The organism is Citrobacter sp. wls619, assembly GCF_005281345.1.
Classification (GTDB): domain Bacteria; phylum Pseudomonadota; class Gammaproteobacteria; order Enterobacterales; family Enterobacteriaceae; genus Citrobacter.
The window spans coordinates 166,063-192,494 of record NZ_SZXJ01000035.1 but is presented as its reverse complement, the minus strand read 5'-3'; the positions used below and the strand labels follow the sequence as shown (position 1 = coordinate 192,494).

Genomic DNA, 26,432 nt, shown 5'->3' with positions numbered 1-26,432 from the left:
TAATTCGCCAGTCCCGTCTACCTTTGTAATACCCCTACAGCAAGGAGACGGTCATGACCAATAATCCCCCTTCAACGCGTATTTATCCCGGCGAGTATGGTTACCCTCTGAAGTTAAAGGCCCGATACGATAACTTTATCGGCGGCGACTGGGTCGCACCGGTGGACGGTGAGTATTACCAGAACCTGACGCCAGTCACCGGGCAATTACTGTGCGAAGTGGCCTCTTCCGGCAAAAAGGATATCGACCTGGCACTGGATGCTGCGCATAAAGTAAAAGATCAATGGGCGCATACCTCGGTGCAGGACCGGGCGGCGATTCTGTTCAAAATTGCCGACCGTATGGAGCAAAACCTGGAGCTGTTGGCTACGGCAGAAACCTGGGATAACGGCAAACCTATTCGCGAAACCAGCGCCGCTGACGTGCCGCTGGCGATTGACCATTTCCGCTATTTCGCTTCCTGTATTCGTGCGCAGGAAGGGGGAATCAGTGAGGTTGATAGCGAGACCGTGGCGTATCACTTCCATGAACCTCTTGGTGTGGTAGGGCAAATTATCCCGTGGAACTTCCCGCTGCTGATGGCGAGCTGGAAGATGGCGCCCGCGCTGGCGGCGGGGAACTGCGTGGTGCTTAAACCTGCGCGTCTGACGCCGCTGTCCGTACTGCTGTTGATGGAAGTCATCGGCGATCTTCTCCCACCAGGCGTAGTGAACGTGGTAAACGGCGCGGGTGGAGAAATCGGTGAATATCTGGCGACATCTAAACGCATTGCGAAAGTGGCGTTTACCGGCTCAACGGAAGTCGGGCAGCAGATCATGCAGTACGCCACGCAGAATATTATCCCTGTCACGCTGGAGCTGGGTGGGAAATCTCCCAATATCTTCTTTGCAGACGTGATGGATGAAGAAGATGCGTTCTTTGACAAAGCGCTGGAAGGCTTCGCGTTATTTGCATTTAACCAGGGCGAAGTGTGTACCTGTCCAAGCCGTGCCCTGGTTCAGGAATCCATTTACGAACGTTTTATGGAAAGAGCGATTCGTCGCGTAGAGAGTATCCGCAGCGGCAACCCGCTGGACAGCATCACACAAATGGGGGCGCAGGTTTCCCATGGTCAACTGGAAACCATTCTGAATTACATCGATATTGGTAAGAAAGAAGGGGCGGATGTGCTGACCGGTGGGCGGCGTAAGCAGCTGGAGGGGGAGCTAAAAGAAGGCTACTACCTCGAACCGACCATTCTGTTCGGTAAGAACAACATGCGTGTTTTCCAGGAGGAGATCTTTGGCCCGGTACTGGCGGTCACCACCTTTAAAACCATGGATGAGGCGCTGGAAATCGCCAATGACACGCAATATGGGCTTGGCGCCGGTGTCTGGAGTCGCAACGGTAATCTGGCATACAAGATGGGCCGCGGTATTCAGGCAGGCCGTGTCTGGACCAACTGTTACCACGCTTACCCGGCCCACGCCGCGTTCGGCGGCTATAAGCAGTCGGGCATCGGGCGCGAGACACACAAAATGATGCTCGAGCATTATCAGCAAACCAAATGCCTGTTGGTGAGCTACTCGGATAAACCGCTAGGACTGTTCTAATATCCCGTCACTTACTGCCCGGGCGCGTTTAGCGTACCGGGCATCAAGTTATGTCCTGCCGCTCGAAAGACGACGGGTATATATAGAAACCCATATATCGTTATATAAATAACACCATTGCATCCAATCTGGTCATTCCACTACTATTATCAACGCTATTGTTTAAATCAAACAGCAGCCGAATTTTTAATTTAAATCCCTGAGGCAAATATGTTCCTTGATTATTTTGCATTAGGAGTGCTTATTTTTGTATTCCTGGTCATTTTTTATGGGATTATTATTCTGCATGATATTCCCTATCTAATTGCAAAGAAACGTAACCATCCACATGCTGACGCAATACACGTCGCGGGCTGGGTTAGTTTGTTTACCTTACATGTTATTTGGCCCTTTTTATGGATCTGGGCAACGCTTTATCGTCCGGAACGCGGGTGGGGCATGCAGAGCGCGGATTCTTCCCTGATCCAGCTTCAGGCAAGGGTTGCCGATCTGGAAAAGAAACTGGGTGAGGCGAAGACCTCTCCGGCGGAGTAATATCGATGGATTTACTGATTGTTCTGACCTATGTCGCGTGCGCATGGTCAATATTTAAAATTTTTAAAATCCCTGTAAATAAATGGACAGTACCCACCGCCGCATTGGGCGGTATATTTATTGTGTGCGGTCTTATATTACTGATGAATTATAACCACCCGTATACATTTAAAGCACAAAAGGCGGTAATTTCTATTCCCGTCGTGCCGCAAGTGACGGGAGTGGTAACGGAAGTCACGGATAAGAAGAACACGCTGATCAAAAAAGGCGAAGTTCTGTTTAAACTGAATCCGGGACGTTATCAGGCGCGGGTTGACCGCCTGAAAGCCGACATTGTCACGGCCCAGCATAAAGAGCAGGCTCTTGCTGCGCAGTTGGATGAAATGCAAGCCAACACGCAGCGGGCAAAAGCCACACGTGACAAGCTGGCGAAAGATTACCAACGCTATGCGCAGGGGAGTCAGGCGAAGGTGAATCCTTTCTCTGAACGTGATATTGATGCGGCGCGACAAAACTATCTGGCGCAGGAAGCCGCGGTAAAATCCTCCGTTGCCGAACAACAGCAAATCCAGAGTCAGTTAGACAGCCTGGTGCAGGGTGAGCATTCGCAAATTGCCAGCCTGAAAGCACAGTTGGCCGAAGCGGAGTTTAACCTGGATCAGACCGTGGTTCGTGCGCCCAGCGATGGTTACGTTACGCAGGTGCTGATGCGCCCCGGAACCTATGCCGCTGCGCTGCCGATGCGCCCGGTAATGGTGTTTATTCCGGATCAAAAACGGCAAATTATCGCCCAGTTCCGCCAAAATTCGCTGCTGCGACTGGAACCCGGCGATGAAGCCGAAGTGGTGTTTAATGCACTGCCGGGTAAAGTGTTTAGCGGAAAACTGGCCGCTATCAGTCCGGCCGTTCCGGGAGGGACGTATCAGTCGAATGGGGCGCTGCAATCGTTGAATTCTACGCCTGGTTCAGAAGGGGTGATTGCCACAATCGAATTGAATGAAAATGCGGATGTGAGCGCGTTACCTGATGGGATTTACGCCCAGGTCGCCGTTTACTCTGACCACTTCGAACATGTGTCGGTCATGCGCAAGGTCTTGCTGAGGATGACCAGCTGGGTGCACTACCTGTATCTCGACCACTAGAAGCCGGCTATTTTGCCTACTCAGGCTGTCGTAGCGCCTGAGTAAGCTGCAGACGTATTTCGGTTAACATTGCGTCGAGAATATACTGCACCCGCCAGGGCTGGTATTCACGCTTGCGGAAAATCGCCACCAAATCCAGCCACCATTCATGTTGTTCAGAAAAACATGGGACCAGCAGCCCGGCCTGAACATCCTTTTGCACGCTCGTATTCGGTGCAAAAACAATGCCCAGATGGTTTCGAGCCAGCGCCAGTGCAGACTGTGTGTTGTCGCAGACGTAATTTCCCGTCACGCGGTAGTCGTGCATCTCTTTGCCACCGGTGGAGGTAAATCGCCAAATATTGGCATCGTCGATCATCATGGAATCAATCAGAATACAAGAGTGCTGTTCAAGATCTTCAGGGCCACTTATCGGATGAGTGCTAATATATTCCGGGCTGGCAAAGGCCGTTACTGCATATTTAGTAATAAAACTGGCGACCAATGATTCGTCTTTGGGATGCGCATAGGTAATTAAAACATCACAATCATCAGGAAATTCGACGCCTTCATAAAATGCTTTCCGTTCCAGATTACATGTTTTTAGCGAAAGACTAATGCCACCAATATCATGGATTTTAGCAATAACATGTTGTGATAAGTACGCGATAATCCCCGTTGGGGCATATACCGTTACCCGGCCGCGTTTTTCGTGCTTATAATCAGCAATGAAATTATTCAACTGATCGTTTCGGTCTAGCATGTCATTGATGTAAGGGAGCAGCGCAGTACCAAACGGCGTGAGGGTCAGCTGCCGGGTGGTGCGGTCAAACACCTTTAGCCCTACTTTTGATTCAAAATCAGCCAGATATTTGCTGACGTTGGCCTGTGCAATGCCGAGAACTGTGGCAGCGTGGCTGATGTTTTCACTGGCAGCAATGACCGAAATAATCTTCAGTTCCCGGTGTTTGAGTTGTAATTTATTCATCGCCAAGCCCGATATATATAATTTTTTATATATTACTATATAAATATGGATGTTGCACCGATGAAATTGTAAGCATTATTATGCACGCGCTTTGTAGCTTATTTTAAAATGGAATGTTGGCATGTTAATTAAACGCAATATTGTGGCGCTATTTGCCTTTTCTTTTATGGCAAGTGCGACAGCCGCAGAATTTTCTATTGGCGGTGGCGCTGTATATAATGAATCTCCTTATCGTGGATATAATGATAATGTTCACGCAGTACCGCTTGTCAGTTATGAAAGTGAATCATTTTATTTTAGGCAAACAACGTTAGGTTATATTCTTTCAAAAAACGAAAGTAATGAATTTAGCCTTACTGCCTCATACATGCCGCTTGAGTTTGATCCAGGTGATAACGACGATCATGCGATGAAAAAGCTGGATAAGCGCGATGCGACCGCCATGGCGGGCGCCGCGTGGTATCACCATGAGAAATGGGGCAGCGTGAAAGTCTCCGCGGCGGCAGATGTTCTGGACAACAGCAATGGTTGGGTCGGGGAGTTGTCGCTGTTCCGTCAAATGCCAATGGGCAAGCTGACGCTGACGCCTGCGATTGGCGTGCTCTACTATGACGAAAACTTTAACGAATATTATTACGGCATCTCCGGCAATGAATCCCGCCGCAGCGGGTTATCAAGCTACTCCCCAGGGGACAGCTGGACACCGTATGTTGGCCTGTCCGCTAAATACGCGTTGACCAGCAACCTGACGCTGCTCGCCAGCGCCAACTATAGCGTGCTACCGGATGATATTAAGAATAGCCCAATGGTCGATCGCGACGACAGCTTCACTTTCCTGTCAGGGGTGAGCTGGCGCTTCTGATTCTCACCCGTTTGTCCTCAGGGAGGAGGGCAATTTTTTCGCTGTGGCAGGCCGGATAAGACGCGAAGCATCGGCATCCGGCACGCTTTCAGCTACTGTTCGTTTACCCAGATACGCATTTCGCCTTCACCACGGTTTGCCCAGCTAAACCACGGAATGAACGTCAGCGTATGCGCCTGACGGGAAGCAGGTGAGACATCGTAGTGCCACAAGGGCTGTTGCGTCGCATCGTTCGTGCTGTGTTTCACGCCTTCAGCTTGAATCAGCATTTTATGACTGAACAATCCCTTACCCTCAAATACCCTGAATTCACTCTCTTTCGGTAGCCACAGGTTATGCAACTCTTCGCCGTTGTCGGCCTGCTCCAGGCAATACACCAGCGGTCCACGTTGAACGGCCACTTTGCCCGCAACATGACGAACAAGTGGGTTCCCGTACACCCGACGCACCGGCATTGGCAAGGTCAGACTGAGCGTATCGCCATCCTGCCAGGTGCGACTGATGTGCAGATACCCTTTGTGAATATCCTGTTCAACCGGCAGGCCATTCAGCGTGACCTGTGGCGCGGAACACCAGTCTGGCAGGCGTAACGCCAGAGTGTGATACACCGGCTCGGCTGAGTCGATGGTGATTTTTACCTGCTCATGCCATGGATAATCGCCGCTGATGTGCAGTTTGAGCGTCCCGTTCTCAACGGGAACCTCCATGCTATTGCCCACGTACATATTGATATACAGCGCGTCCTGACGTGGTGTGTAGAGGTAATGACCAATTGAAGTTAAGACGCGGGCAATATTCGGTGGACAACAGGCGCAGCCAAACCAGCGCTGACGAACGGGTTTAACGTGATCATAAATATGATTGAATTTTAACGATTTAGGATGCACTTCCAGCGGGTTGACGTAGAAGAAGTGCTTGCCGTCCAGCGCCATGCCACCGAGTACGGTGTTGTACAATGCGCGCTCCATCACATCGGCATACTGGCTGTCGGCCTCCATTTCCAGCATCCGGCGGGCGAACATCATCAGTCCGATTGAGGCGCAGCTTTCCGCATACACGGAGTCGTTAGGCAGATCGTAATCGCTGCTAAACGCTTCACCGCTGCTCTGAGAGCCGATTCCGCCGGTAATATACAGCTGGCGCTGGGCCATATTGTTCCACAGACGCAGACAATCCTGACGCTTGCCCTCGTCCTGGCTTAAACGCGCCAGATGGGCAACGCCGGTCATCAGATAAACAAAGCGCACCGCGTGACCGATAGCCGTTTGCTGTTCTGAAATGGGCTGATGAGCCTGGCTGTAGGGTTTATCCTTCACCATCCACGCCGGGCCGTAGGTGTGCCAGTAAGAGGTTTTTCCGCGTTTTTCGTACTCTTCGTCGTAGAAATGAGGCTGTGTGCCGCGCTGCTCAACAAAGTAGTTTACCAACGTCATATAGCGTGGTTGCTGGGTCACGTCGTACAATCGCATGAGCGCCAGTTCAATTTCCGGATGTCCCGGGTAGCCGTGAAGCTGGTTTTCACCTGGCCCAAACACGCTGTCGATATGATCTGCCAGGCGGCAAACGACGTCTAACAGGCGACGTTTTCCCGTGGCCTGGAAGAAGGCGACGCCCGCTTCAATTAAATGACCGGCGCAGTACAGTTCATGGCATTCGGCGAGGTTGGTCCAGCGTTCATCCGGGGCTTTTACCGTAAAGTAAGTATTGAGATAGCCATCTTCACACTGTGCCGCAGCCACCAGTTCAATGACCTCATCAGCGGTTTTCTCGAGCTCCGCATCGGGTTTTTGGCACAGGGACCAGGCGACGGCCTCCAGCCATTTCGCGACGTCGCTATCCTGGAAAACCATGCCGTAAAATTCGCCCTCTTGTTGCCCGGCCGCAATACGGAAGTTTTCTATCGCATGGCTGGGATCGGCTTCGGCAATGCGGTCATTGAGTGCATCCCACTGGTAGGGGATCACCACATCACGCACCAGCTGCTGATATTGTCCGAGGAACGGATCGCTGACCGTGAGCTTATGCAGGTCGACTTCCAGTACGTTCATTTCGTGCTCCTTAAGGCTGTACATGACGCTGACGCAGATCGGTGGCAATGCGCGACATCATCGGGTTATTGAGTTTGCAGATGCGAATAGAGAGTGCCAGCAGCAGGTGGAACAGTGCAGGCAGCAGCGTCTCCATGGCAGTAATACCTTGCAATGAACTGGCAGTTTGGTTGCCAGCGCCTGGCTGATAGGCGACAAAAATAAACAACAGGCTGATGATTCCCGCGCTGGAAGCCCAGGCCAGCTTGATGAAAAACAGGTTGAAGGCGAAGTTCATGCCGGATGAACGCACACCGGTTTTCCACTCGCCGTAATCGTCGGCAAAGGCCATCAGCGAGAAGTGCAACGGCAGCGTGAAGCCCAGAATAATGCCGTTACCGAGGATCACCGCCAGCCACAATGTCTGATAAGCCGGGCCGGTTGGCAGGAACCACATCATCACTGCCAGGGCTGCCAGTACCAGGTTGGTGTAGTAATAGAGTTTGACGGTATCGATGCGACGGGTTAGCGGACTGACAATCACCGAGCCAATGATGGACGCGAAGGTGACCATGGTGAAAAACAGTGACGTGTAAGCGGTGCTGCCTTCCAGCACGTAGGTAATGAAGTACATGTACCCGCCGCCGCGAATATTTAAAACGTTGATCAGCAGGAATGACATCACCAGCATCAGCAACAGCTGGTCATTTTTGCGCAGCCCGCCGATATGCTCACGCAGGGTAAATTTCCCCATCATCGCCAGCGGCACACGCTCGCGCACCCAGAAGAAACAGCACAGGAACATCACCACCGCGATAGCGCACAGTATGCCTACGCCGAACTGATAACCCTGCGCGGCATTGCCCTGACCGAGAGCGTCGACCATCCACGGCAGACCGACGGAGACAAGGAATCCTGCCACACCGCACAGCACAAAGCGCCAGGACTGGCAGCCGATGACCTCACTGTGACGGGTTGTCATGGTGTTGATCAGCGCACAGTACGGTACGTTGATGGCGGTGTAGCCGACGGAAAGCAGCAGATAGGTGCCGAACGCCCAGGCGATTTTTACGCTCATGCTGGTGTCCGGGACGGTAAAGGTCAGCACGCCAATGATGCCAATGGGAACTGCGACCCACAGTTGCCACGGACGAAAGCGCCCCCAGCGGCTTTGGGTACGGTCGGCCAGCACGCCCATTATCGGGTCGGAAATGGCGTCAAATACGCGCAGGGCAATAAACAATGTACCAACCAGTGCGGGCGTTAAACCGAACACGTCGGTGTAGAAAAATGTCAGGAAGTTCATGATCAGACAGGTAATGACCGTTCCACCCGCATCGCCTAACCCATAGCCTATTTTTTCACGCAGAGAGAGTTTTTCGTCTTGCGCACGTTGCGCTAAATCGCTTGTTGTAATCGGAGCCGAAGTCATAAATAACTCCCGGAGAGAATGTTCAGAAAAATTCCCGCTACACTGCGGGTTATTTGTGGGTAATTTGCAAAGTACGTTATTTATTCTGCACGAAATGTTTGGAGCAACAAGGGAAGAGAAAAGTATAAAAAGATAACAATTCCGACTTCATTTAGAAAATGTGATTTCGATCCGGTGAAACCTGGGTTTATCGTGAATAATCAATAATAAAGACCGATTTAAAGAATGCTTAAAGCGGGAATTTGAATATATATGCTCGAATTATCCATGTCTCTTCCGATTAAAGTACAAAATGGCGGATTATTTATTTCCCGGGGTGTGGGCAGTCATCCTGCGCGACGATTGCAATCCTGGGAAATTATCTTTGTCGAAAAAGGGACATTAACGATTCGCGAAGGCCAGACCGTTTTTTGCGTGAATGCCGGAGAAAGTTTGCTGCTGTGGCCGCAGCGCTCGCATATTGGCGTTGGGCAATTTCCGGCTGATTTGAAATTTTACTGGCTGCATTTTGAGGTGACGGCAGAAAGCGACGCATCAATAACTGAACCGTTACTTGCTATCCCTCAACATACCCGGGTGAGCGAGCCACAATATATTATCTCGTTGTTTCGTCAGTTCTTACGCGAGCAGGAAAATATTCATCGCAGCATAGCGCTGGAACTGATCCTGCTGCTGATTTTGCAGCAAATATCCGCGGCTGCCAGCGAGCAACCACCAGACAGTCCAGGTAATGCGCTGGCGTGGAAAGCGCAGCAGATAATTCACACTCAATTCCACCTGCCGATTAGTGCCTCAACGCTGGCGAAAGAGCTGCATTGCAATGCGGACTATCTGGGGCGTGTATTCCGTAGCGCTTTCCGGCTGACACTCACCGAAGCGTTGCATCGCCAGCGGGTGAGGGCGGCAGAAAAACTGTTGATCAGTGATTCGCTATCGCTTACCGAAGTGGCGATGAAATGTGGATTTAATGAGGTGGGTTATTTTCGCAAAATCTTTCGCAAGCATACCAGCCTGACGCCCGCGGCGTGGAAACGGCGCTATTGCAAAGAGCATATTAATAGCGCCTGACCCGTTACTGCCCGTAATACGCATTCACGCCATGTTTGCGCAGATAATGTTTATCCAGCAACTCAGGCTGCATATCCGGCAACTGCGGGGCTAACTGGCGCGAGAACAGCCCCATGTAGGCGCACTCTTCGAGCACCACGGCGTTATGTACGGCGTCTGCGGCATCTTTACCCCAGGCGAACGGACCGTGCGAATGTACTAATACCGCCGGAACCTGCAGCGGATTAAGAGAGCGTTGCTCAAAGGTTTGAATGATCACCTCACCGGTTTGATATTCATATTCACCGTTGATCTCCTCAACGGTCATCAGACGGGTACATGGAATAGAGCCATAGAAATAATCGGCATGCGTGGTGCCCCATGCTGGGAGATCAAGACCCGCCTGCGACCAGATTGTTGCGTGGCGTGAGTGGGTATGGACGATCCCACCGATCTCAGGGTAGCGGCGGTATAGCGCCAGATGGGTTGGCGTGTCAGATGAGGGTTTTTTACTGCCTTCAACCACGTCGCCGCTGGCGATATCCACCACCACCATATCGTCGGCGGTCATCACGTCATATTCTACGCCGGATGGCTTAATCACCATCAATTTACGCGTTTCATCTACCGCGCTGACGTTACCCCAGGTAAAGGTAACTAAACCATGAGCCGGAAGCGCCAGATTGGCTGCCAGCACCTCGGCCTTCAGTTGTTCTAACATGGAAATCCTCCTTCCTGCATACGTGCTTCTATCCAGCGCCGTGCCTGGATAATTTCCAGTACCGGCTCTTTCGCTTTTTCAGTCCACATTTCAATCAGAAACGACCCGCGATAGTTCAGCTCATGCAGCGTTTTGAAGATACCAACAAAGTCCACACACCCTTCGCCAAAGGGCACATCGCGAAACTGGCCCGGATGGGTTTCGGTTACTGGCAGCGTGTCTTTCAGGTGGATAGCGGCGATTCGGTCAATGCCCAGCGTCAATTCGGCAGTGACGTCATTACCCCAGGCGCTGAGGTTGCCTACGTCCGGATAGACGGTGAACCACGGCGATGACAGCATTTCATCCCACTTTTTCCACTTGCTGATCGAGTTCATAAATGCGGTATCCATGATTTCTACCGCCAGCATGACCTGCGCGGCGGCGGCTTGCTCGACTGCCCATGCCAACCCTTCGGCAAAGCGCTGCTGCGTACCTTCGTCATGTTCCTCGTAATAGACGTCGTAACCTGCCAGCTGAATGGTGCGAATACCGAGATCGCGCGCCAGACGAATGGCTTTGGTCATGATGTCGCGCGCCCGGACGCGTGCAGATTCATCGCGGCTGCCAAACGGAAAACGGCGGTGGGCGGACAGGCACATTGAGGGGATTGCCACACCGGTTTCCAGCATCGCGCTCACCAGCGATGCGCGCTGAGCGGGACTCCAGTCGAGACGCGACAGGCGTTCATCGGTTTCATCCACTGACATTTCGACGAAATCAAAACCGCAGCTTTTCGCCAGCACCAGACGCTCCGGCCAGGAGAGGTCTTTCGCCAGCGCTTTTTCATAGATACCTAACGGATGATTACGCATACTGTGCTCCCCAGATGGCATCGATTTGCGCATGGAATTCAGCGGCAACCTGCGTTGGGTTTTTCGCCCCAGCCAGCGCGCGTCCGGCGATAAAGGCTTTGACGTTGATATCGCGAAACAGCGGCAGGTCGGCGGGCGTAATCCCGCCGGTAATCGACAGTTCCAGACCAATATCGGAAAGCGCCGTCATTCGCGTCAGATCCGCTTCTCCCCACTGTTGCCCGCTGGCCTGGGCATCGCGCCCGCGATGGTAAATCGCCTGACGAACCCCAACGCGATACCAGTCACGGGCATCATCCAGCGTCCAGTTGCCGAACAGTTCCATCTGAATTTCACCGCCGCAGGACTGCGCGACGCCATGACCTTTCTCTACCGTCGCCAGCGGCGCGGCGCAGATGATGGTCATCCAGTTAGCGCCAGCGTCAAACGCTTGCTGTGCGAGGGTTTCGCCCGCATCGGCCACTTTCCAGTCGGCGACGATAATTTTATTTGGGCACTGGGCCCGCAGCGCTTTCACGGCAGCCAGGCCTTCGGTTAAGCAGAGAATCGTCCCCGCCTCAACGATATCAACACTCTCTTGTAGCAGTGCGACATCGCGCTGGGCCGCCTGCAGGTTGGTGTGGTCGAGCGCCAGTTGCAGTAATGGTCGACTCATCATTCGTACTCCTTAATGCGGGCGTGATAGCCCTGTAGTGCGGTAATTAAATTCTGGTATTGGCGGTATTTACGTTGGTAGCTCGCATGCGCCGCGGCGTCCGGCAGCAGCGTGCGTACCGGGTGCTGTAAGCTGCGCTGGGCGTCGCTGAAATTGTGATAAACGCCGGTGCCTACGCGGGCGGCAAGCGCTGCGCCAAAGCAGCCGGTCTCTTCAATCTGCGGCAGCTCGATACGTAAGCCGCTGACGTCGGCCAGCATTTGCATCCAGATGTCGGAGTGCGCCGGACCTCCGGTGACGCGCAGGGTATGCGCCTGCGTAAAACGTTCGCGCATGTGGTTGAGGTGGGTCATGTGGCTGAAAACCACGCCTTCGTAAATGGCCTGTAATAAGTGGGCGCGAGTGTGTATAGCCTGCATGCCATAAAAGCCGCTGGTCATCTCCAGCCCGGCGTTGCTGCCGTACAAAAAGGGCAGAAAGAACAGCGCGCTACCGGCTTTCGGCAAGCTGGCGACGGCCTGATTGATCTCATCAAAAGAGAGTTCACCCCATTGGGCGGTAAACCATTCCAGATTGCCGGAGGAGGTCGGACTGGCTTCGTGAACGATGTACTGCCCGTCATTCACGTAGCGGCCATAAACATAGGGATGGGCCTCGTGGTCACGCAGGCCGTGAGCGATCCCGCTGGTGACGGCCCAGGTTCCCATTACCGCGTTGAGGGTGTGTTCATCTTCAATACCGGCACAGAGTGCGGTGGAAACCACATCAAACAGACCGCCGACGACGGGCGTACCCGCCGCCAGACCGGTGATGGCGGCTGTCTGAGCGGTGATTTCCCCGCATATTTCTGCTGAGCCAACGATGGGGGGCAGGGCAGTGTCGATTTCACTGATGCCCAACCACTGGGTCAGTCGCGGGTCGTACTGACCCGTGGTCATGTTGTAGAGGTTCGACTCGGAGATATTGCTCTCTTCGCAGCCTTTGACGCCGGTTAAGCACCAGCGCAGGTAGTCATGGCCCATCATGACGCTGCCAATTTGCGCGTAGCGCTGAGGGGTGTTCTCCTTTACCCAACGCAGGAGCGATGCCGGATGCCCGGTCCACAATGTCTGGCGGGTGACCGGGTAGAGCTGCTCAGGGATCCCATCCTGCTGCCAGCGCTGAACGATGTCCATTGCGCGTCGATCGGAAGAGAGAATGGCATTGCCCAGCGGTTTATCCTGCTTATCAAGAAGGAACAGGCCTTTGCCCTGAGCGGAAATACCGACGCCTTTAATTTGATCGCCGCAGACGCCAGTGCGTTTTAACAGACCGGCAATGGTCGCGACGCACTGTTGCCACAGTTGGTGCATATCGCGTTCGGCGTAACCGGGTAACGGCGATATTGTCTGCAGCGATTGCCGGTTAATTCCCTGCTCATGACCTTTGGCATCATACAAACCTGCTTTCAGATATGTACCGCCGCAATCAATACCCAGCCAGAAGGTCGCTTTCTCACTCATTTTGTTATCTCATTTTTGCCAGATGGCGCTGCGCTTATCCGGCCTACGACGGTTGCCCGGTAAGCGAAGCGCCACCGGGCATTGTTTTAAGCTGTACGTTTATGTGGGTTCAGCGTCTTTAGCGGCGCAGAACCGGCATCGCATTTTGCTGGCAGCAGCAGTGCCATCAGCGCGGCCAGCGCCAGTGAGATTGCCAGGCAGTAAACGCCCGCATCTTTGCTGTACAGGGTGATGAGTACGCCGACCGCGTAAGGGCCGCAGAAGCCTCCAAGGTTACCGAGGGCGTTGATAACCCCACGTGCGCCACCGGCCATTTCCGCGCTGAACAACCGCGCCGGAATGGTCCAGAACACGCCTGCAGCCGATTGCAGGAAGAAGCCGCAGCCGACCAGCGCGGCATAAGCCAGCCAGACGTTATTTTTGAGCGCCACGGAGAGGAACATGCACAGGGCAAAGCCAATCAGCGGCAGGCAGACGAACAGCTTGCGTTTACCGGTGCGGTCAGAGAGAGAAGAGAACAGGAACATCCCGGCAATTGCGCCGACGTACGGCAGAATGGCGAGCATACCGACCTGTCCCATGCTGCTGTGCGTCAACTCTTTGAGGATGGTCGGTAGCCACAGGGTGTAACCGTAAATCCCGGTCTGGTAGAAGAAGTTCAGTGCGATCAACTGCCACATGGTTTTATCGGACAGCACCGCGCCCAGAGAGGCATTTTTGACTTCGGTTCCGGCAATGGCTTTTTGCTCGGCGGCCAGCGTTTCAACGAGGTAATTTTTCTCGGCGTCAGAGATCCAGCGTGCTTCCTGCGGTCGGTCGTAAACGGTATAGGCCCACAGCACCAGGACCACAATGGAGAGTAAACCTTCAATAATGAACAGCCAGCGCCAGTCGAGCACGGTGATGATCCAACCCGAGAGCGGGGCGGTAATGATCCCGGCAATCGGCACAAACATAATCACAATCGCATTGGCGCGACCGCGCTCGGCGTCGGGGAACCAGTTGCTGATCATCGTCAACACAACCGGCAGCATGCCGCCTTCGGCAACGCCGAGTAAAAAGCGCAAAACCAGCAGTTGATACTGATTAGTGATCAATCCCGTCAAAACGGAAATAACCGCCCAGGCAACCAACGACCAGCCGATAAATTTCTTGCCGCTACCGTGTACGGCAATTTTTCCGCCGGGAACCTGTAAAAACAGATAACCGATAAAGAAAATACCGCCAGCCAGTCCCGCCATGGTGGCGGAAATACCTAATTCGGCGTCCATGCCGCCCGGCATCGCAAATGCGATATTGACGCGGTCCATATAAGAAATAATACAGGCGATGAGAATGGGTGGGATAATTCGCAGCCAGCGCTGACGGGGTATATCTTTGAGTGTAGGGCGAGAGGTCATGTTCATATTAATATTCTCGTAGAGTAGTATGTTATTTTTATAATTTTGTTTTGTTTAATGCAGCGATACCGTCGCGCAATATTGCTACGCGATGATCCACATCTGCATTGGCATTTATTTCCAGTAATTTAATACCGGCAAATTGCAATGGCTCGGTTCCTGCGCAGGCGAATAATTCGCGGGCATGGTCGGTGGTCATCAAGCTTTGCGGGCAGAAAGGAGCAAACGGCGCGTGTAAGTCCTGCCACTCGCCATACTCTCCCGTGATTGTGGTGCCGGAAAACATCAGTGCGCCCAGTTTTCCAGCCCGTTTGGCCTGCTGCGTGTGGGCCAGCGGTAGGGTGAGGTTCCGCCCTTCAATGGCCGAGCGCGCCCAGTTAATGCACACGCTGATGTCATATCCGGCTATTGCATCCAGCACGTTGTCTAACGGCAAAAAGCCTTTGCGTGGCGCGGGGCCCGTCATGGCATCGCAATGCTCCAGCACCAGATCGCAGGACCAGTCCCAGTGGGTAATTTCTTTCAGTGAACGGGCGAACGCGTCGGTGGCCTGAGCGACGTTCGGGTTGCCTGCCAGTGGGGCAGCATGTAGCTCCAGCGCGATTACTTTTCCGCCATTAGTTGCATTGATATGGTTGATTTTCTGCTGCAGATGGCGGTAATACGCCACACAGGCCTGACGCTGCACTTCGTCGCTGGAGGCCAGTCCGAAACCACCCTCAGTACCGCGGCGGCGCATGGTTTCCATAATGGCCGTGACCACGATTTGCCAGTCGCCCGGCGTATGGCGCAATAACCATTCGTCGCCCAACGGATGCAGATGTTCAAGGCAGGGCTGTTCCAGTCCGCGAATATCCGGGGTATCGGAGAGCTGCCGCCAGAATTCCTTCTCTTCCTCTTCACTCTTTTGGTGAAATGAGGGTGCACAGGGGTACGCACCGATAATATAACCGGTTGTATTAGCTTTCATTTTTTGTGCTCCTTTTATAAAACTGAAATAGCAACCTTCACGACTATTTTGCGGATCGGTGTGGCGACAGTTTTATGACATCCCGGACGATGAACATCCTGCGGGAAAAATATGGCGTAACTTCCCGGAGTCATTTCAATAAAAGATTCATGTTCACTGGCGTGATAAAAAATAATATCGCGCTGTTCTAATAACGCTTCGCTGATTTCATTATTTCCGGTATCAATAGCGATACCGATTTTTTCTTCACCCCAGGCTAAAAACTGAATATCAAGATAGCGGCGATGCACTTCCGGGCGATTTTCGGCTGGGTCACGGGTAGTTAAATCGATAATCTGCGCGAAGATATTTTTACCGTCGATCTCCACCACGCCCGGCTCCAGTTTGCGGAAATCCGTGGTGCGCAGAAAGTCGAGCGCCCTTTCAATCGCTGCGGGCAAACGACACGGATTAGGTTGAGCAATATGTCCAAAGATCATAGTGTTGCTCCTTACAGCGCCTGAATTTTTGCCCAGACGCTGTCATCAATGGTGATGCCGTTTTGGCGATTTTCTGCCAGTAGCTTTGTAAACTCGTGGCCCGGCAGGCGAACAGGCGTGTTTTCATCAGCGCGTTCGGCGGTGGTGATGAAATCCATAATCCGCTGTAGCTTGGCATCGCGGGTGGCACCATCGATCAGCTTATCCACTTCAATGGCGATAAAAATCTGTGAAACGCCATATTCATCGCTGTTATCCTGGGTGACTTCCGCCACGGATGAGCCATCAGAAAGCAGGGTGGCAATCATATCCAGCACAATCGACAGACCTGAACCTTTCCAGTAACCCATTGGCAAAATGCGGCGGTTTTTTTCGATAACGCCCGGCTCTTTGGTGAGATTGCCTTCATCATCAAAGCCACCATCTACCGGCAGTTCTCGACCAGCCAGGCGATTCACTTCCAGCATGCCGTAGGAGAACATCGACATCGACATATCAACCATGGTGATTGGCGTGGAGGGGATCGCGACAATCAGCGGGTTGGTACCAATGCGGCACTCTTTCGAACCCCATGGCGGCATGACGGCAATCGAGTTGGTCCAGCAGATACCAATGTACCCTTTCTCTGCCGCCTGCCAGCCATAGCTGCCGCCGCGCATCCAGTGGTTGGCGTTACGCAGCGCGACCAGGCCAATACCGTGATCGGAAGCCAGCTCAATGGCTCTGTCCATCATCTTTTTTGCCGTCAGGTTGCCGATCGAACGCTGGGCATCCCATTGTTCAATCGCCCCCAGGCTGGTAATGCGCTGCGGTTTAGCGTCAGGAATGATGTCGCCGTTATCCAGTTGCTGAATGAAACGGGGGAAGCGATTCACGCCGTGCGAATAAACGCCGGACTCGGTGGTGCGCGCAAACATTTCGGCACAGGCATCGGCGGTTTCAACGGCGATACCGCGTGCCAGCAGTACCCGATTGAACGCATCTTTCAACTGCTCAAAAGTGACTTTCATTCCTGTTTCCTTGTTTAAGTTTGATCGCTTTTTTATCTCTAAATTTCACTATGCGAAATCTGATTTCAAATATAGCGATCAAATTTTGACAGATCAACGGGGTGGTCTATTTTTTAAAATCATCAAAATCAAATGGTTGTGTTTTTTCGGTTCAGATCGTGAACTGAAACACACTTTGCGCTACCATCAGAGCGCGACGAAAAGGGGAGCGGAAGCGATGGGCACAAAAGAGAGTGAAATGACGCAAGATAAAGAGAGGCCTGCCGGAAGTCAGAGCCTGTTCCGTGGTTTGATGTTGATTGAGATCCTGAGCAACTATCCGAATGGGTGTCCGCTGGCCCATTTGTCTGAACTGGCCGGGTTGAACAAAAGTACCGTGCATCGACTCCTGCAAGGGCTTCAGTCATGCGGATACGTCACGCCCGCACCCGCTGCGGGCAGTTATCGGTTGACCACTAAATTTATCGCCGTGGGCCAGAAGGCGCTGTCGTCACTGAATATTATCCATGTTGCCGCACCGCACCTCGAAGCGTTGAATATTGCCACCGGCGAAACGATCAATTTCTCCAGTCGTGAAGACGACCACGCTATTTTGATTTATAAGCTGGAGCCGACAACGGGCATGCTGCGTACCCGCGCCTATATCGGTCAGCATATGCCGCTGTATTGCTCCGCGATGGGCAAAATATATATGGCGTTTGGGCATGCGGATTACGTGGAGTCCTACTGGGAGAGCCATCAGGATCTGATTCAGCCGCTGACCCGCAATACCATTACCGGTCTACCAGCGATGTACGATGAACTGGCGCAGATCCGCGAAAGCAGTATGGCGATGGATCGGGAAGAGAACGAGCTGGGGGTATCCTGTATTGCCGTGCCGGTGTTTGATATTCATGGCCGGGTACCGTACGCGGTGTCAATTTCACTCTCGACCTCGCGGCTTAAGCAGGTAGGGGAAAAGAATCTACTCAAACCGCTGCGGGAAACCGCGCAGGCGATTTCAAATGAGCTGGGCTTTACCGTTCGCGATTAGGCGCATGCCAGGCGTCATTCAGACACCTGACACTATTTAACCGTTTCCCCTGTCCGATCAAAGCGACGGGGGCAGTCTCTCTGGCAATCTGTTGTTTTCATGCAAAGGGAGGGGGCAATGAACGCGTTTATTATGGCGGATGCGGCGAAGTGTATTGGGTGTCGTACCTGCGAAGTTGCCTGTGTCGTCGCGCATCAGGAAAACCAGGATTGTGCGTCGGTCTCTTCTTCTGCGTTTGTCCCGCGAATTCGGGTGATCAAAGACGACGCCTTTACGACGGCGGTCGCTTGTCATCAATGCGAAGACGCTCCCTGTGCGAATGTGTGTCCAACTCACGCCATTCGTCGTGAACATGGGCATATCTTCGTTGAACAGACTCGTTGTATTGGCTGCAAAAGCTGTATGCTGGCCTGCCCGTTTGGGGCAATGAATGTCGTTGCCCGTTCGTCGCGGGTGCAGGCGATAAAATGCGATTTGTGCTGGCATCGCGAGACGGGACCGGCGTGTGTAGAAGCCTGCCCGACCAGCGCGTTGCAGTGTATTGATGCTGTGAGTATTCAGCGGCAGCGTCTGCGGTCACAACCGCTGTAAAGCGAGTCCCGACCTGCACAGAGGTCGGGGTTCTCGTCAGCCTTCCAGCCAGGCGCGTTCTATCTCTTCAGCCAGAATCTTCACGCCAGCTTCGATTTTCTCCGGCTCCGGCACATAGTTCATCCGCATGCACTGATGGGTATGCGGCCAGGGTTTATCCAGCCCTGGGAAGAAATAGTCGCCAGGCACCATCAGGACACCGCGCGCTTTCAGGCGCTGATATAACAGCTCGGTGGAAATCGGTAAATCCTTGAACCATAACCACAGGAAAATCGCCCCTTCTGGTTTATGAATCAGGCAGCGATCTTCAGATAAATAGCGGCGAATAATCGCAATCGTCTGCTGAACACGCTGATAATAAAACGGTTTGATTATCGTTTCGGACAGGCGCAGAAGGTCGTTGCGCTTAATCATTTCGCACATCATTGCCGGACCCATTCCGCCAGGCGCAAGGCTGATAATGCCGTTCATATTGGTGATGGCGGTGATGATTTTTTCATTAGCAATAATGATGCCGCAGCGAGAGCCCGGCAGCCCCAGCTTGGAAAGGCTCATGCACAGTACAATGTTTGGGTTCCACAGCGGACGCGCTTCGCTAAAGATGATGCCGGGGAAGGGGACACCATAGGCGTTATCGATAACCAGCGGAATTCCATGCTGATTGGCCAGCCGGTCCAGCTTCATCAGCTCTTCATCGGTGATCACATTGCCGGTCGGGTTCGTCGGACGTGACACGCAAATCATGCCCGTCTCTTCGCCGATATGCAGGTGTTCAAAGTCAACGTGATACTTAAACTGGCCTTCCGGTAACAGTTCGATGTTTGGGCGTGCTGAAACGAAAAGGTCTTCTTCGAGCCCTGAATCGGCATAACCAATGTATTCCGGTGCCAACGGGAACAACACTTTTCGGGTGGTTCCATCGGCACGACGGCCGGCGAAGAGGTTGAATAAGTAGAAAAACGCGCTCTGACTGCCATTTGTCAGTGCAATATTTTGTGGTTCGATATCCCAACCCAGCTTCTCACGTAGTAGTTTCGCCAGCTCAGACAGTAGCTCGGTTTTACCTTGTGGACCGTCATAATTACAAAGCGCATCAGTGGCTTTGCCGTTTTCCAGCATCTCTGCCAGCAGAGACTGAAAGTAATTTTGCATCTCTGGAATTTGTGCCGGATTACCGCCGCCGAGCATGATAGCGCCTGGGGTGCGTAAGCCGTCGTTGAGGTCCTCCATCAGGCGTGTGATGCCTGAATGGCGGGTAAATTTGTCGCCAAAAAGTGAGAATGTCATAGCAGGTGGTCTGTCGAACTCAGTATTAAAGTGGCTAACCATAGCGCTACCTATGGCGGGGTGCAAATCAGGCCTACAGAGCCGAATTGATGTTTTGTGCTGCAGATTTTTTGCTGGATAGTTTTTTATATTGAATCTGGCTTCCCGCGCCGTTGAGCACGAGAAGCCTGTTGGGATCAGGGTTGACCAGCCCACACGACCATGACTTTATCGTCGCCATGTTCGCGGATAAATCCGTATCCCTGCTTTAATGAAAGCGTGGTTTGTTTACCTGCTCCGATTGCGGGATGTCGGGCCCTGAATTGGCTAATGCGCTGCCAGTGCGCGACGCTGGCGGCAGATTTCCCGTTAACGTCCTGCCAGTTCATCTGCGAGCGCGTCCCCTGTAATGGATCTGAGCCGGTTGGGCCGAAGGGGCGTGCCGACTCGTCACCGTAAAAAAGTTGTACCGCGCCAGGCGTCAGCAATAACAACTCGGCGGCTTTGTCTCCACCTTCACGGAACAGCCGGGTATCGTGCGATGAGAGATAGCTTAGCACGTTGAAATCCTGCAATTTATCGGCCATCTGCTGCCAGGTGAGATCGATATTCGCCAGACAATCGACGGCCCTGGCCGCCTGCTCCTGATAGTCAAAATTGATCATCGCATCGAAACCGTGGCGGTAATAATCGCTTTGCATGACGCCATGTCCCCAGGCCTCACCGGTCATCCAGAAGGGTTTATCATCCAGCGCTTTGTCTGGATTAGCTTTCTTCCATTCGGCCAACGCTGAGCTGGCCTGCGCTTTTAGCTGTTGCCAGGCCGGAAGCTCGACATGTTTAGCGGTATCGACCCGAAAACCGTCAATGCCGTAGTCACGCACCCACTGGCTGAGCCAGTGAGTCAGATAATCTCGTGGCGTATAACCAGGGATAGCTTTGGCGTGGGTATCCGGCTTGTGTTGATAAAAATTCGGCAAACCCGAAGGCGTAGTTGACTCCGTTTTCAGATCGGGCAGGAAAGCCAGCGACATGGTCAGGTCGTCAAAACCCGGATTGTCGTAGTCGCCAATGTCAGTGCGGAGCCACTTTTTCCCCCACCATTTTTCCCACGCGGCTTTATCACTGAAGTTGATGTAATCATTAAAGCTGTGCCAGCTCTGCCCGGACACGGGTTTCCAGTCCGTCCAGCGTTCACCGAGCGTTTTTTCCAGTTCCTCACCTGACAAGTACAACGCCCCAAACTGGTACTCCTGCATATCAGCTAGCGTGGCGTAGCCGGTATGGTTCATGACAATATCGAACAGAATGCGGATGCCGCGTTGATGCGCGCCGTCAACCAGCGCGCGCAGGTCGGCCTCGTTACCCATGTTGGCGTCGAGCGTGGTCCAGTCCTGGGTGTAGTAACCGTGATAGGCATAGTGGGGAAAATCGCCTTTAGTACCACCGCCAACCCAGCCGTGGATTTGCTCAAACGGCGCGCTGATCCACAAGGCGTTGATGCCCAGACGTTGCAGGTAGTCGAGTTTGTTGGTCAGCCCGCGTAAATCTCCCCCGTGAAAGGTACCAATTTCCTGCATACCGTCATTGCGACGACCATAGCTGTGATCGTTAGTCGGATCGCCGTTTTCAAAGCGATCTGTCAGTACGAAGTACACCGTGGCGTTGTGCCAGTCGAAAGCGGCAGGGGCATCTGTTTCCGCCCGCTCTAACAGTAAAAGTCCATTGCTGGCCGCGTCGGGTTGCAGGGTAATGGTTCCGTTTTTCACCGTTACCGTTTGCTGGCTATAGTAATCGCGTACCACGGTGCCTTCCGGGAAGGTCTGGCTCACATCCAGCGCCAGCGGCGAGCCATCCCATTTTGGACACTGGCGGATCGGGGCGGTGACGGGATCTGCCACGTTTTTTACTGACAGCATTAGCGTCGGTGTACCGGAGCGGGTATCGACTTCCAATGTGTAATCGCCGTCTTTAAATAAACGCCACTGTGGCGGCGTGCCTTCACAGGGTTTTAGCGACAGCATCTGATTGAGTTTAATGGCATCTGTAGGCTGCCAGCACTGTTGGTCAAAATTCAGGGTCAAAGGGCGAGTACCCTTCGTCAACGCTGCATGGCTGACAAATTTACCCGTACCTTCCGCTGCGAAGGTAGGAAATCCCTGAGAAGTCCATGATGAGGCGATGGCAATGCCGGGCAGTAATACCAGCGCAACGGCGGCAAGTTTCATAATGCTGTCCTTGATGCTGCGATTTACGCCAGTTTGCCAGTGAAATCAGAGCGAAAACTCATCCTTAGCGGCGATTCTGCCCGGATGAGAGATGAGGGTGAGCGATCACGCGCAAAAAACGACCTGATTTTGCGATAACCTCCACATTTTCTTCGAATTAACCGCACCCGGAACGGTTTGTACGTGACATAGTTTCAGAATTGGACTATTCCTTTGGGTGCTCTTGACGGCTATTTTTGATATGATTTGAGATTCATCTCTCATTTTTGTGAAAAATATAAGGTGTTGGAATGTTTAAATCCGACCAGGAGACCTAATGATATTGACTCCCATTCGACGATATGGGGCAATGATTCTTATGTTACTCACCATTGCATTTTCGGGTGAGGTGCTGGCAAAGACACACACGGCAACAACGAGTCATAAGCCCCAGGTAATCAAGGCAAGTAATACACAGGTAAGCAGTAAACAAGAGTATTCTCGCAATAGTGCAAAGAGTAGTTCACTTCCTGATTTGCGAAAATACCCTTCCGGAACACCAAGGAAAAAAGCGTTTCTCCGGACGGTTATGCCTTATATTACCAGTCAAAATGCTGCCATTACGGCGGACCGTAACTGGCTGATCTCAAAGCAGTACCAGAATCGCTGGTCACCGACTGAGCGTACGCGTATGAAAGATATCGCGAAACGCTACAAGGTGAGCTGGTCTGGTAACACGCGTAAAATTCCATGGAATACGCTGCTTGAGCGCGTAGACATCATCCCTACCAGTATGGTGGCGACTATGGCTGCGGCTGAAAGCGGTTGGGGCACATCGAAACTGGCGCGTAGCAATAACAACCTGTTTGGCATGAAATGTGTCAAAGGCCGCTGCAACAATGCACCCGGTAAGGTGAAAGGCTACTCACAGTTTGAATCGGTAAAAGAGTCGGTGAATGCCTATGTCATTAACCTGAACACGCACCCGGCATACTCTTCCTTCCGTAAATCGCGCGCGCAGTTGCGTAAAGCCGATCAGGAAGTGACAGCGACCGCGATGATCCATAAGCTGAAGGGGTACTCCACCAAAGGACAGAGTTACAATAACTATCTGTTCGCGATGTACCAGGATAACCAGCGTTTAATCGCCGCGCATATGTAATTCCACAGGCCGGATAAGGCGAAACCGCTATCCGGCACAATTCCCCTTACAGCATCACCTCACTGTTCATGTCACGATACTCTTTTGGCGTCGTATCGTATTCTTTCTTGAAAACGGAATAGAAATACTGCAACGACGGGTAGCCGCACATTTGTGAAATTTCGTTTATTGCGAGCGTCGTGGAGATCAACAGGCTACGCGCTTTTTCCAGTTTTTCGGCATGAATCACGGCGTGGATGGTCTCCCCGACCTCGTCTTTAAAGCGCTTCTCGAGATTCGAACGTGAAATCCCTACTGCATCCAGCACTTGCTCGACTTTGATGCCTTTGCAGGCATGGTTGCGGATAAAATGCATTGCCTGAATGACGGCGGGATCGGTCAGTGAGCGATAGTCGGTTGAACGACGATTCACGACGCGTACCGGAGGCACCAGAATGCGTTGCAGCGGCAGTTCTTCATTCGCCAGTAAGCGGTGCAGAAGTTTTGCTGCCTGATAGCCCATCTGTCGCGCGCCCTGAGCAACGGATGACAGCGCGACCCGGGACAGGTAACGGGTGAGTTCTTCGTTATCGATCCCAATAACACACAGTTTTTCCGGCACCGGGATATGCAAATGCTCGCAGGCCTGCAGAACATGCCGCGCACGCGCGTCGGTCACGGCGATAATACCGGTTTGCGGGGGTAAAGTTTGCAGCCAGTCCGCCAGTCGATTTTGCGCGTGTTGCCAGTTTTCGGGTGCGGTTTCCAGCCCCTGATAAACAACGCCACGGTACTTCTCTTTGGCGACCAACTGGCAAAAGGCATATTCACGCTCGGCAGCCCAGCGCTTGCCGCTGGAAGAGGGCAGACCATAAAATGCGAATCGGTTGACCCCTTTTTCTTTTAGATGCAAAAAAGCGCTTTCCACCAGTGCATGGTTATCAGTCGCAATGTAATGGACGGGTGGATAATCGCTTTCAAGATGGTAGGAACCCCCGACACCGATGATGGGAACATCGACATCGGCAAGTAATTGTGCAATGTCATCATCGTCATAATCAGCAATAACACCGTCGCCTAACCAGTCTTTGATATTATCAATACGGGCACGGAAATCTTCCTCAATGAATATATCCCACTCGGATTGCGATGCCTGTAAATATTCACCTACGCCCTCTACCACCTGGCGGTCATAGGCTTTATTAGCATTAAATAATAGGGTGATACGGTGTCGTTTATCAAACATAAGAGCCTATCCTGAAAGGTTAATGTGGCCTGTCGATACTACCAAAACCGCAGGTGCGACTACTTGATGAAGCGTGACAAATTTCTTATTTGCGTAACGCTACGCAAAATTCACACACCCCGACCAGGAAGACAATTGTCATTTCTTATCTGCGTATTACGGTTTTTTGTTTATTGATGAAGAGCCGATCGCGATCGCTTTTTTAATTGCTTATTCAGTGTGCATTTTTGGGAGCCAGCGCACATTTGGGTATTCTCTTAATGGCGGTGTGAAATAACGTAATTGAGCAATAAATCAGGAAATTCCAGTATGACTGTATCGCAGTTTACTTGCCGTATTACCTGATTATGGAGCTTATTATGCAGGCTTATTTTGACCAACTCGATCGCGTTCGTTTTGAAGGTACAAAATCCACTAACCCACTCGCATTTCGCCATTACAACCCTGATGAAATCGTGCTGGGCAAGCGCATGGAAGATCATCTGCGCTTTGCCGCCTGCTACTGGCACACTTTCTGCTGGAACGGCGCGGATATGTTCGGTATGGGGGCCTTCGACCGTCCGTGGCAACAGCCGGGTGAGGCATTGGCGCTGGCAAAACGTAAAGCGGATGTGGCCTTTGAGTTTTTCCATAAGCTGAATGTGCCTTACTACTGCTTCCATGATGTTGACGTCTCGCCTGAAGGCGCGTCACTGAAAGAGTATAAAAATAACTTTGCCCAGATGGTGGATGTGCTGGCGGCAAAACAGGAACAGAGCGGCGTGAAACTGCTGTGGGGTACGGCAAACTGCTTTACTAACCCACGTTATGGCGCAGGCGCGGCGACTAACCCGGACCCGGAAGTCTTCAGCTGGGCGGCCACGCAGGTCGTGACTGCCATGGATGCCACACATAAATTAGGTGGCGAGAACTACGTTCTGTGGGGCGGCCGTGAAGGTTATGAAACGCTGCTTAATACCGACCTGCGTCAGGAACGTGAGCAGATTGGCCGCTTTATGCAACTGGTGGTCGAGCATAAACACAAAACCGGTTTCCAGGGCACCTTACTGATCGAACCGAAGCCGCAAGAACCCACGAAACACCAGTATGACTACGATGCTGCGACCGTTTACGGATTCCTCAAGCAGTTCGGTCTGGAAAAAGAGATCAAACTGAATATTGAAGCCAACCATGCCACGCTGGCAGGCCATTCGTTCCACCACGAAATCGCTACGGCGATTGCTCTGGGGCTATTTGGTTCCGTCGATGCGAACCGTGGCGACGCACAACTGGGCTGGGATACCGACCAATTCCCGAACAGCGTAGAAGAGAATGCGCTGGTCATGTACGAAATCCTGAAAGCGGGCGGTTTTACCACTGGTGGCCTGAACTTTGATGCCAAAGTCCGTCGTCAGAGTACCGATAAATACGATCTGTTCTATGGTCATATTGGTGCGATGGATACCATGGCGCTGTCGCTGAAAATTGCGGCCCATATGATTGAAGACGGTGGCCTGGATCAGCGCGTGGCAAAACGTTATGCCGGTTGGAATGGTGAGCTGGGCCAGCAAATTCTGAAAGGTCAGATGACGCTGACGGAAATTGCGCAGTACGCTGAACAACATAACCTGGCACCGGTGCATCAGAGCGGCCATCAGGAACAGCTGGAAAATCTGGTAAACCATTATTTGTTCGACAAATAATGGACTGCTGAGTACGTCCGTAAGCCCGGATAGCGATTCGCTACCGGGCCTTTCTTTAAGGAACGATACCCT

23 protein-coding genes are annotated in these 26,432 nt (G+C 52.5%); 9 read left to right on the top strand and 14 right to left on the bottom strand.

Going from position 1 to position 26,432, the window contains the following annotated elements; genetic code table 11:
* The first annotated feature begins 53 nt into the window (after positions 1 to 53).
* The 3 genes from aldB (at position 54) to FDX19_RS06460 (ending at position 3,268) form a co-directional block, all read left to right on the top strand.
* Complete coding sequence (aldB, locus tag FDX19_RS06470) at positions 54 to 1,592, top strand: aldehyde dehydrogenase AldB (protein ID WP_137382074.1); 1,539 nt, start codon at positions 54 to 56, stop codon at positions 1,590 to 1,592.
* A gap of 210 nt (positions 1,593 to 1,802) precedes the next feature.
* Positions 1,803 to 2,126, top strand: a complete 324-nt coding sequence (locus tag FDX19_RS06465; RefSeq protein WP_103769449.1) for a DUF3302 domain-containing protein — start codon at positions 1,803 to 1,805, stop codon at positions 2,124 to 2,126.
* Between the two features lie 5 nt (positions 2,127 to 2,131).
* A complete protein-coding gene (locus FDX19_RS06460) occupies positions 2,132 to 3,268 on the top strand; it encodes an HlyD family secretion protein (RefSeq protein ID WP_137382073.1) in 1,137 nt (378 codons plus the stop codon).
* Between the two features lie 16 nt (positions 3,269 to 3,284).
* Here FDX19_RS06460 and FDX19_RS06455 read toward each other — a convergent pair whose 3' ends face one another.
* Entirely contained in the window at positions 3,285 to 4,235 is a 951-nt protein-coding gene (locus FDX19_RS06455) for a LysR family transcriptional regulator (RefSeq protein WP_137382072.1), read from the bottom strand.
* Between the two features lie 121 nt (positions 4,236 to 4,356).
* On the opposite strand from FDX19_RS06455, the gene FDX19_RS06450 reads away from it, so the two are divergent.
* Complete coding sequence (locus FDX19_RS06450; RefSeq protein ID WP_137382071.1) at positions 4,357 to 5,097, top strand: MipA/OmpV family protein; 741 nt, start codon at positions 4,357 to 4,359, stop codon at positions 5,095 to 5,097.
* 92 nt (positions 5,098 to 5,189) lie between these two features.
* On the opposite strand, the gene FDX19_RS06445 is transcribed toward FDX19_RS06450, so the two are convergent.
* On the bottom strand, positions 5,190 to 7,145 hold the full coding sequence (locus tag FDX19_RS06445; RefSeq protein WP_137382070.1) for a glycoside hydrolase family 127 protein: 1,956 nt from the start codon (positions 7,143 to 7,145) through the stop codon (positions 5,190 to 5,192).
* A gap of 10 nt (positions 7,146 to 7,155) precedes the next feature.
* Complete coding sequence (locus tag FDX19_RS06440; RefSeq protein WP_137382069.1) at positions 7,156 to 8,556, bottom strand: MFS transporter; 1,401 nt, start codon at positions 8,554 to 8,556, stop codon at positions 7,156 to 7,158.
* A 252-nt stretch (positions 8,557 to 8,808) separates the two neighbouring features.
* Between FDX19_RS06440 and FDX19_RS06435 the strand changes: the two genes are divergently transcribed.
* Positions 8,809 to 9,624: a helix-turn-helix domain-containing protein gene (locus FDX19_RS06435; protein WP_043018704.1), complete on the top strand. Its 816-nt coding sequence runs from the start codon at positions 8,809 to 8,811 to the stop codon at positions 9,622 to 9,624.
* Positions 9,625 to 9,628: 4 nt separating this feature from the next.
* Here FDX19_RS06435 and araD read toward each other — a convergent pair whose 3' ends face one another.
* The 8 genes from araD to yiaK form a co-directional block, all read right to left on the bottom strand.
* Positions 9,629 to 10,324, bottom strand: coding sequence for an L-ribulose-5-phosphate 4-epimerase (gene araD, locus FDX19_RS06430; RefSeq protein WP_137382068.1), 696 nt, complete (start codon positions 10,322 to 10,324; stop codon positions 9,629 to 9,631).
* Positions 10,318 to 11,178, bottom strand: coding sequence for an L-ribulose-5-phosphate 3-epimerase (locus FDX19_RS06425; protein WP_137382067.1), 861 nt, complete (start codon positions 11,176 to 11,178; stop codon positions 10,318 to 10,320). The genes araD and FDX19_RS06425 overlap by 7 nt, the downstream gene beginning before the upstream one ends.
* Positions 11,171 to 11,833 (bottom strand): 3-keto-L-gulonate-6-phosphate decarboxylase UlaD, encoded by a 663-nt coding sequence (gene ulaD / locus FDX19_RS06420; protein ID WP_137382200.1) that lies wholly within the window; start codon positions 11,831 to 11,833, stop codon positions 11,171 to 11,173. Before ulaD ends, FDX19_RS06425 begins: the two co-directional genes overlap by 8 nt.
* Positions 11,833 to 13,335: an FGGY-family carbohydrate kinase gene (locus FDX19_RS06415; RefSeq protein ID WP_137382066.1), complete on the bottom strand. Its 1,503-nt coding sequence runs from the start codon at positions 13,333 to 13,335 to the stop codon at positions 11,833 to 11,835. Before FDX19_RS06415 ends, ulaD begins: the two co-directional genes overlap by 1 nt.
* 86 nt (positions 13,336 to 13,421) lie before the next feature.
* On the bottom strand, positions 13,422 to 14,741 hold the full coding sequence (locus tag FDX19_RS06410) for an MFS transporter (protein WP_137382065.1): 1,320 nt from the start codon (positions 14,739 to 14,741) through the stop codon (positions 13,422 to 13,424).
* Between the two features lie 31 nt (positions 14,742 to 14,772).
* Positions 14,773 to 15,705 carry a DUF4862 family protein gene (locus tag FDX19_RS06405; RefSeq protein ID WP_137382064.1) on the bottom strand — a complete coding sequence of 311 codons (933 nt, stop codon included), beginning with the start codon at positions 15,703 to 15,705 and terminating at the stop codon, positions 14,773 to 14,775.
* 14 nt (positions 15,706 to 15,719) lie between these two features.
* On the bottom strand, positions 15,720 to 16,184 hold the full coding sequence (locus FDX19_RS06400) for a YhcH/YjgK/YiaL family protein (RefSeq protein ID WP_043018698.1): 465 nt from the start codon (positions 16,182 to 16,184) through the stop codon (positions 15,720 to 15,722).
* Positions 16,185 to 16,195: 11 nt separating this feature from the next.
* The gene (gene yiaK, locus FDX19_RS06395; protein WP_133087124.1) at positions 16,196 to 17,194 is read right to left on the bottom strand and encodes a 3-dehydro-L-gulonate 2-dehydrogenase; all 999 of its coding nucleotides are present in this window, start codon (positions 17,192 to 17,194) and stop codon (positions 16,196 to 16,198) included.
* Positions 17,195 to 17,411: 217 nt separating this feature from the next.
* Between yiaK and yiaJ the strand changes: the two genes are divergently transcribed.
* Both yiaJ and FDX19_RS06385 read left to right on the top strand, forming a co-directional pair.
* On the top strand, positions 17,412 to 18,227 hold the full coding sequence (gene yiaJ / locus FDX19_RS06390; RefSeq protein WP_043018696.1) for an IclR family transcriptional regulator YiaJ: 816 nt from the start codon (positions 17,412 to 17,414) through the stop codon (positions 18,225 to 18,227).
* Between the two features lie 117 nt (positions 18,228 to 18,344).
* Positions 18,345 to 18,818, top strand: a complete 474-nt coding sequence (locus FDX19_RS06385; RefSeq protein ID WP_137382063.1) for a 4Fe-4S dicluster domain-containing protein — start codon at positions 18,345 to 18,347, stop codon at positions 18,816 to 18,818.
* 36 nt (positions 18,819 to 18,854) lie between these two features.
* Here FDX19_RS06385 and avtA read toward each other — a convergent pair whose 3' ends face one another.
* Positions 18,855 to 20,105, bottom strand: a complete 1,251-nt coding sequence (gene avtA, locus FDX19_RS06380) for a valine--pyruvate transaminase (protein ID WP_137382062.1) — start codon at positions 20,103 to 20,105, stop codon at positions 18,855 to 18,857.
* Between the two features lie 176 nt (positions 20,106 to 20,281).
* Entirely contained in the window at positions 20,282 to 22,312 is a 2,031-nt protein-coding gene (gene malS, locus FDX19_RS06375) for an alpha-amylase (protein ID WP_137382061.1), read from the bottom strand.
* A gap of 316 nt (positions 22,313 to 22,628) precedes the next feature.
* Between malS and FDX19_RS06370 the strand changes: the two genes are divergently transcribed.
* Positions 22,629 to 23,453 (top strand): protein bax, encoded by an 825-nt coding sequence (locus FDX19_RS06370; protein ID WP_061066797.1) that lies wholly within the window; start codon positions 22,629 to 22,631, stop codon positions 23,451 to 23,453.
* A 46-nt stretch (positions 23,454 to 23,499) separates the two neighbouring features.
* On the opposite strand, the gene xylR is transcribed toward FDX19_RS06370, so the two are convergent.
* Entirely contained in the window at positions 23,500 to 24,678 is a 1,179-nt protein-coding gene (gene xylR / locus FDX19_RS06365; protein WP_137382060.1) for a D-xylose utilization transcriptional activator XylR, read from the bottom strand.
* A 359-nt stretch (positions 24,679 to 25,037) separates the two neighbouring features.
* On the opposite strand from xylR, the gene xylA reads away from it, so the two are divergent.
* A complete protein-coding gene (xylA, locus tag FDX19_RS06360; protein ID WP_137382059.1) occupies positions 25,038 to 26,360 on the top strand; it encodes a xylose isomerase in 1,323 nt (440 codons plus the stop codon).
* Positions 26,361 to 26,432: the final 72 nt, after the last annotated feature.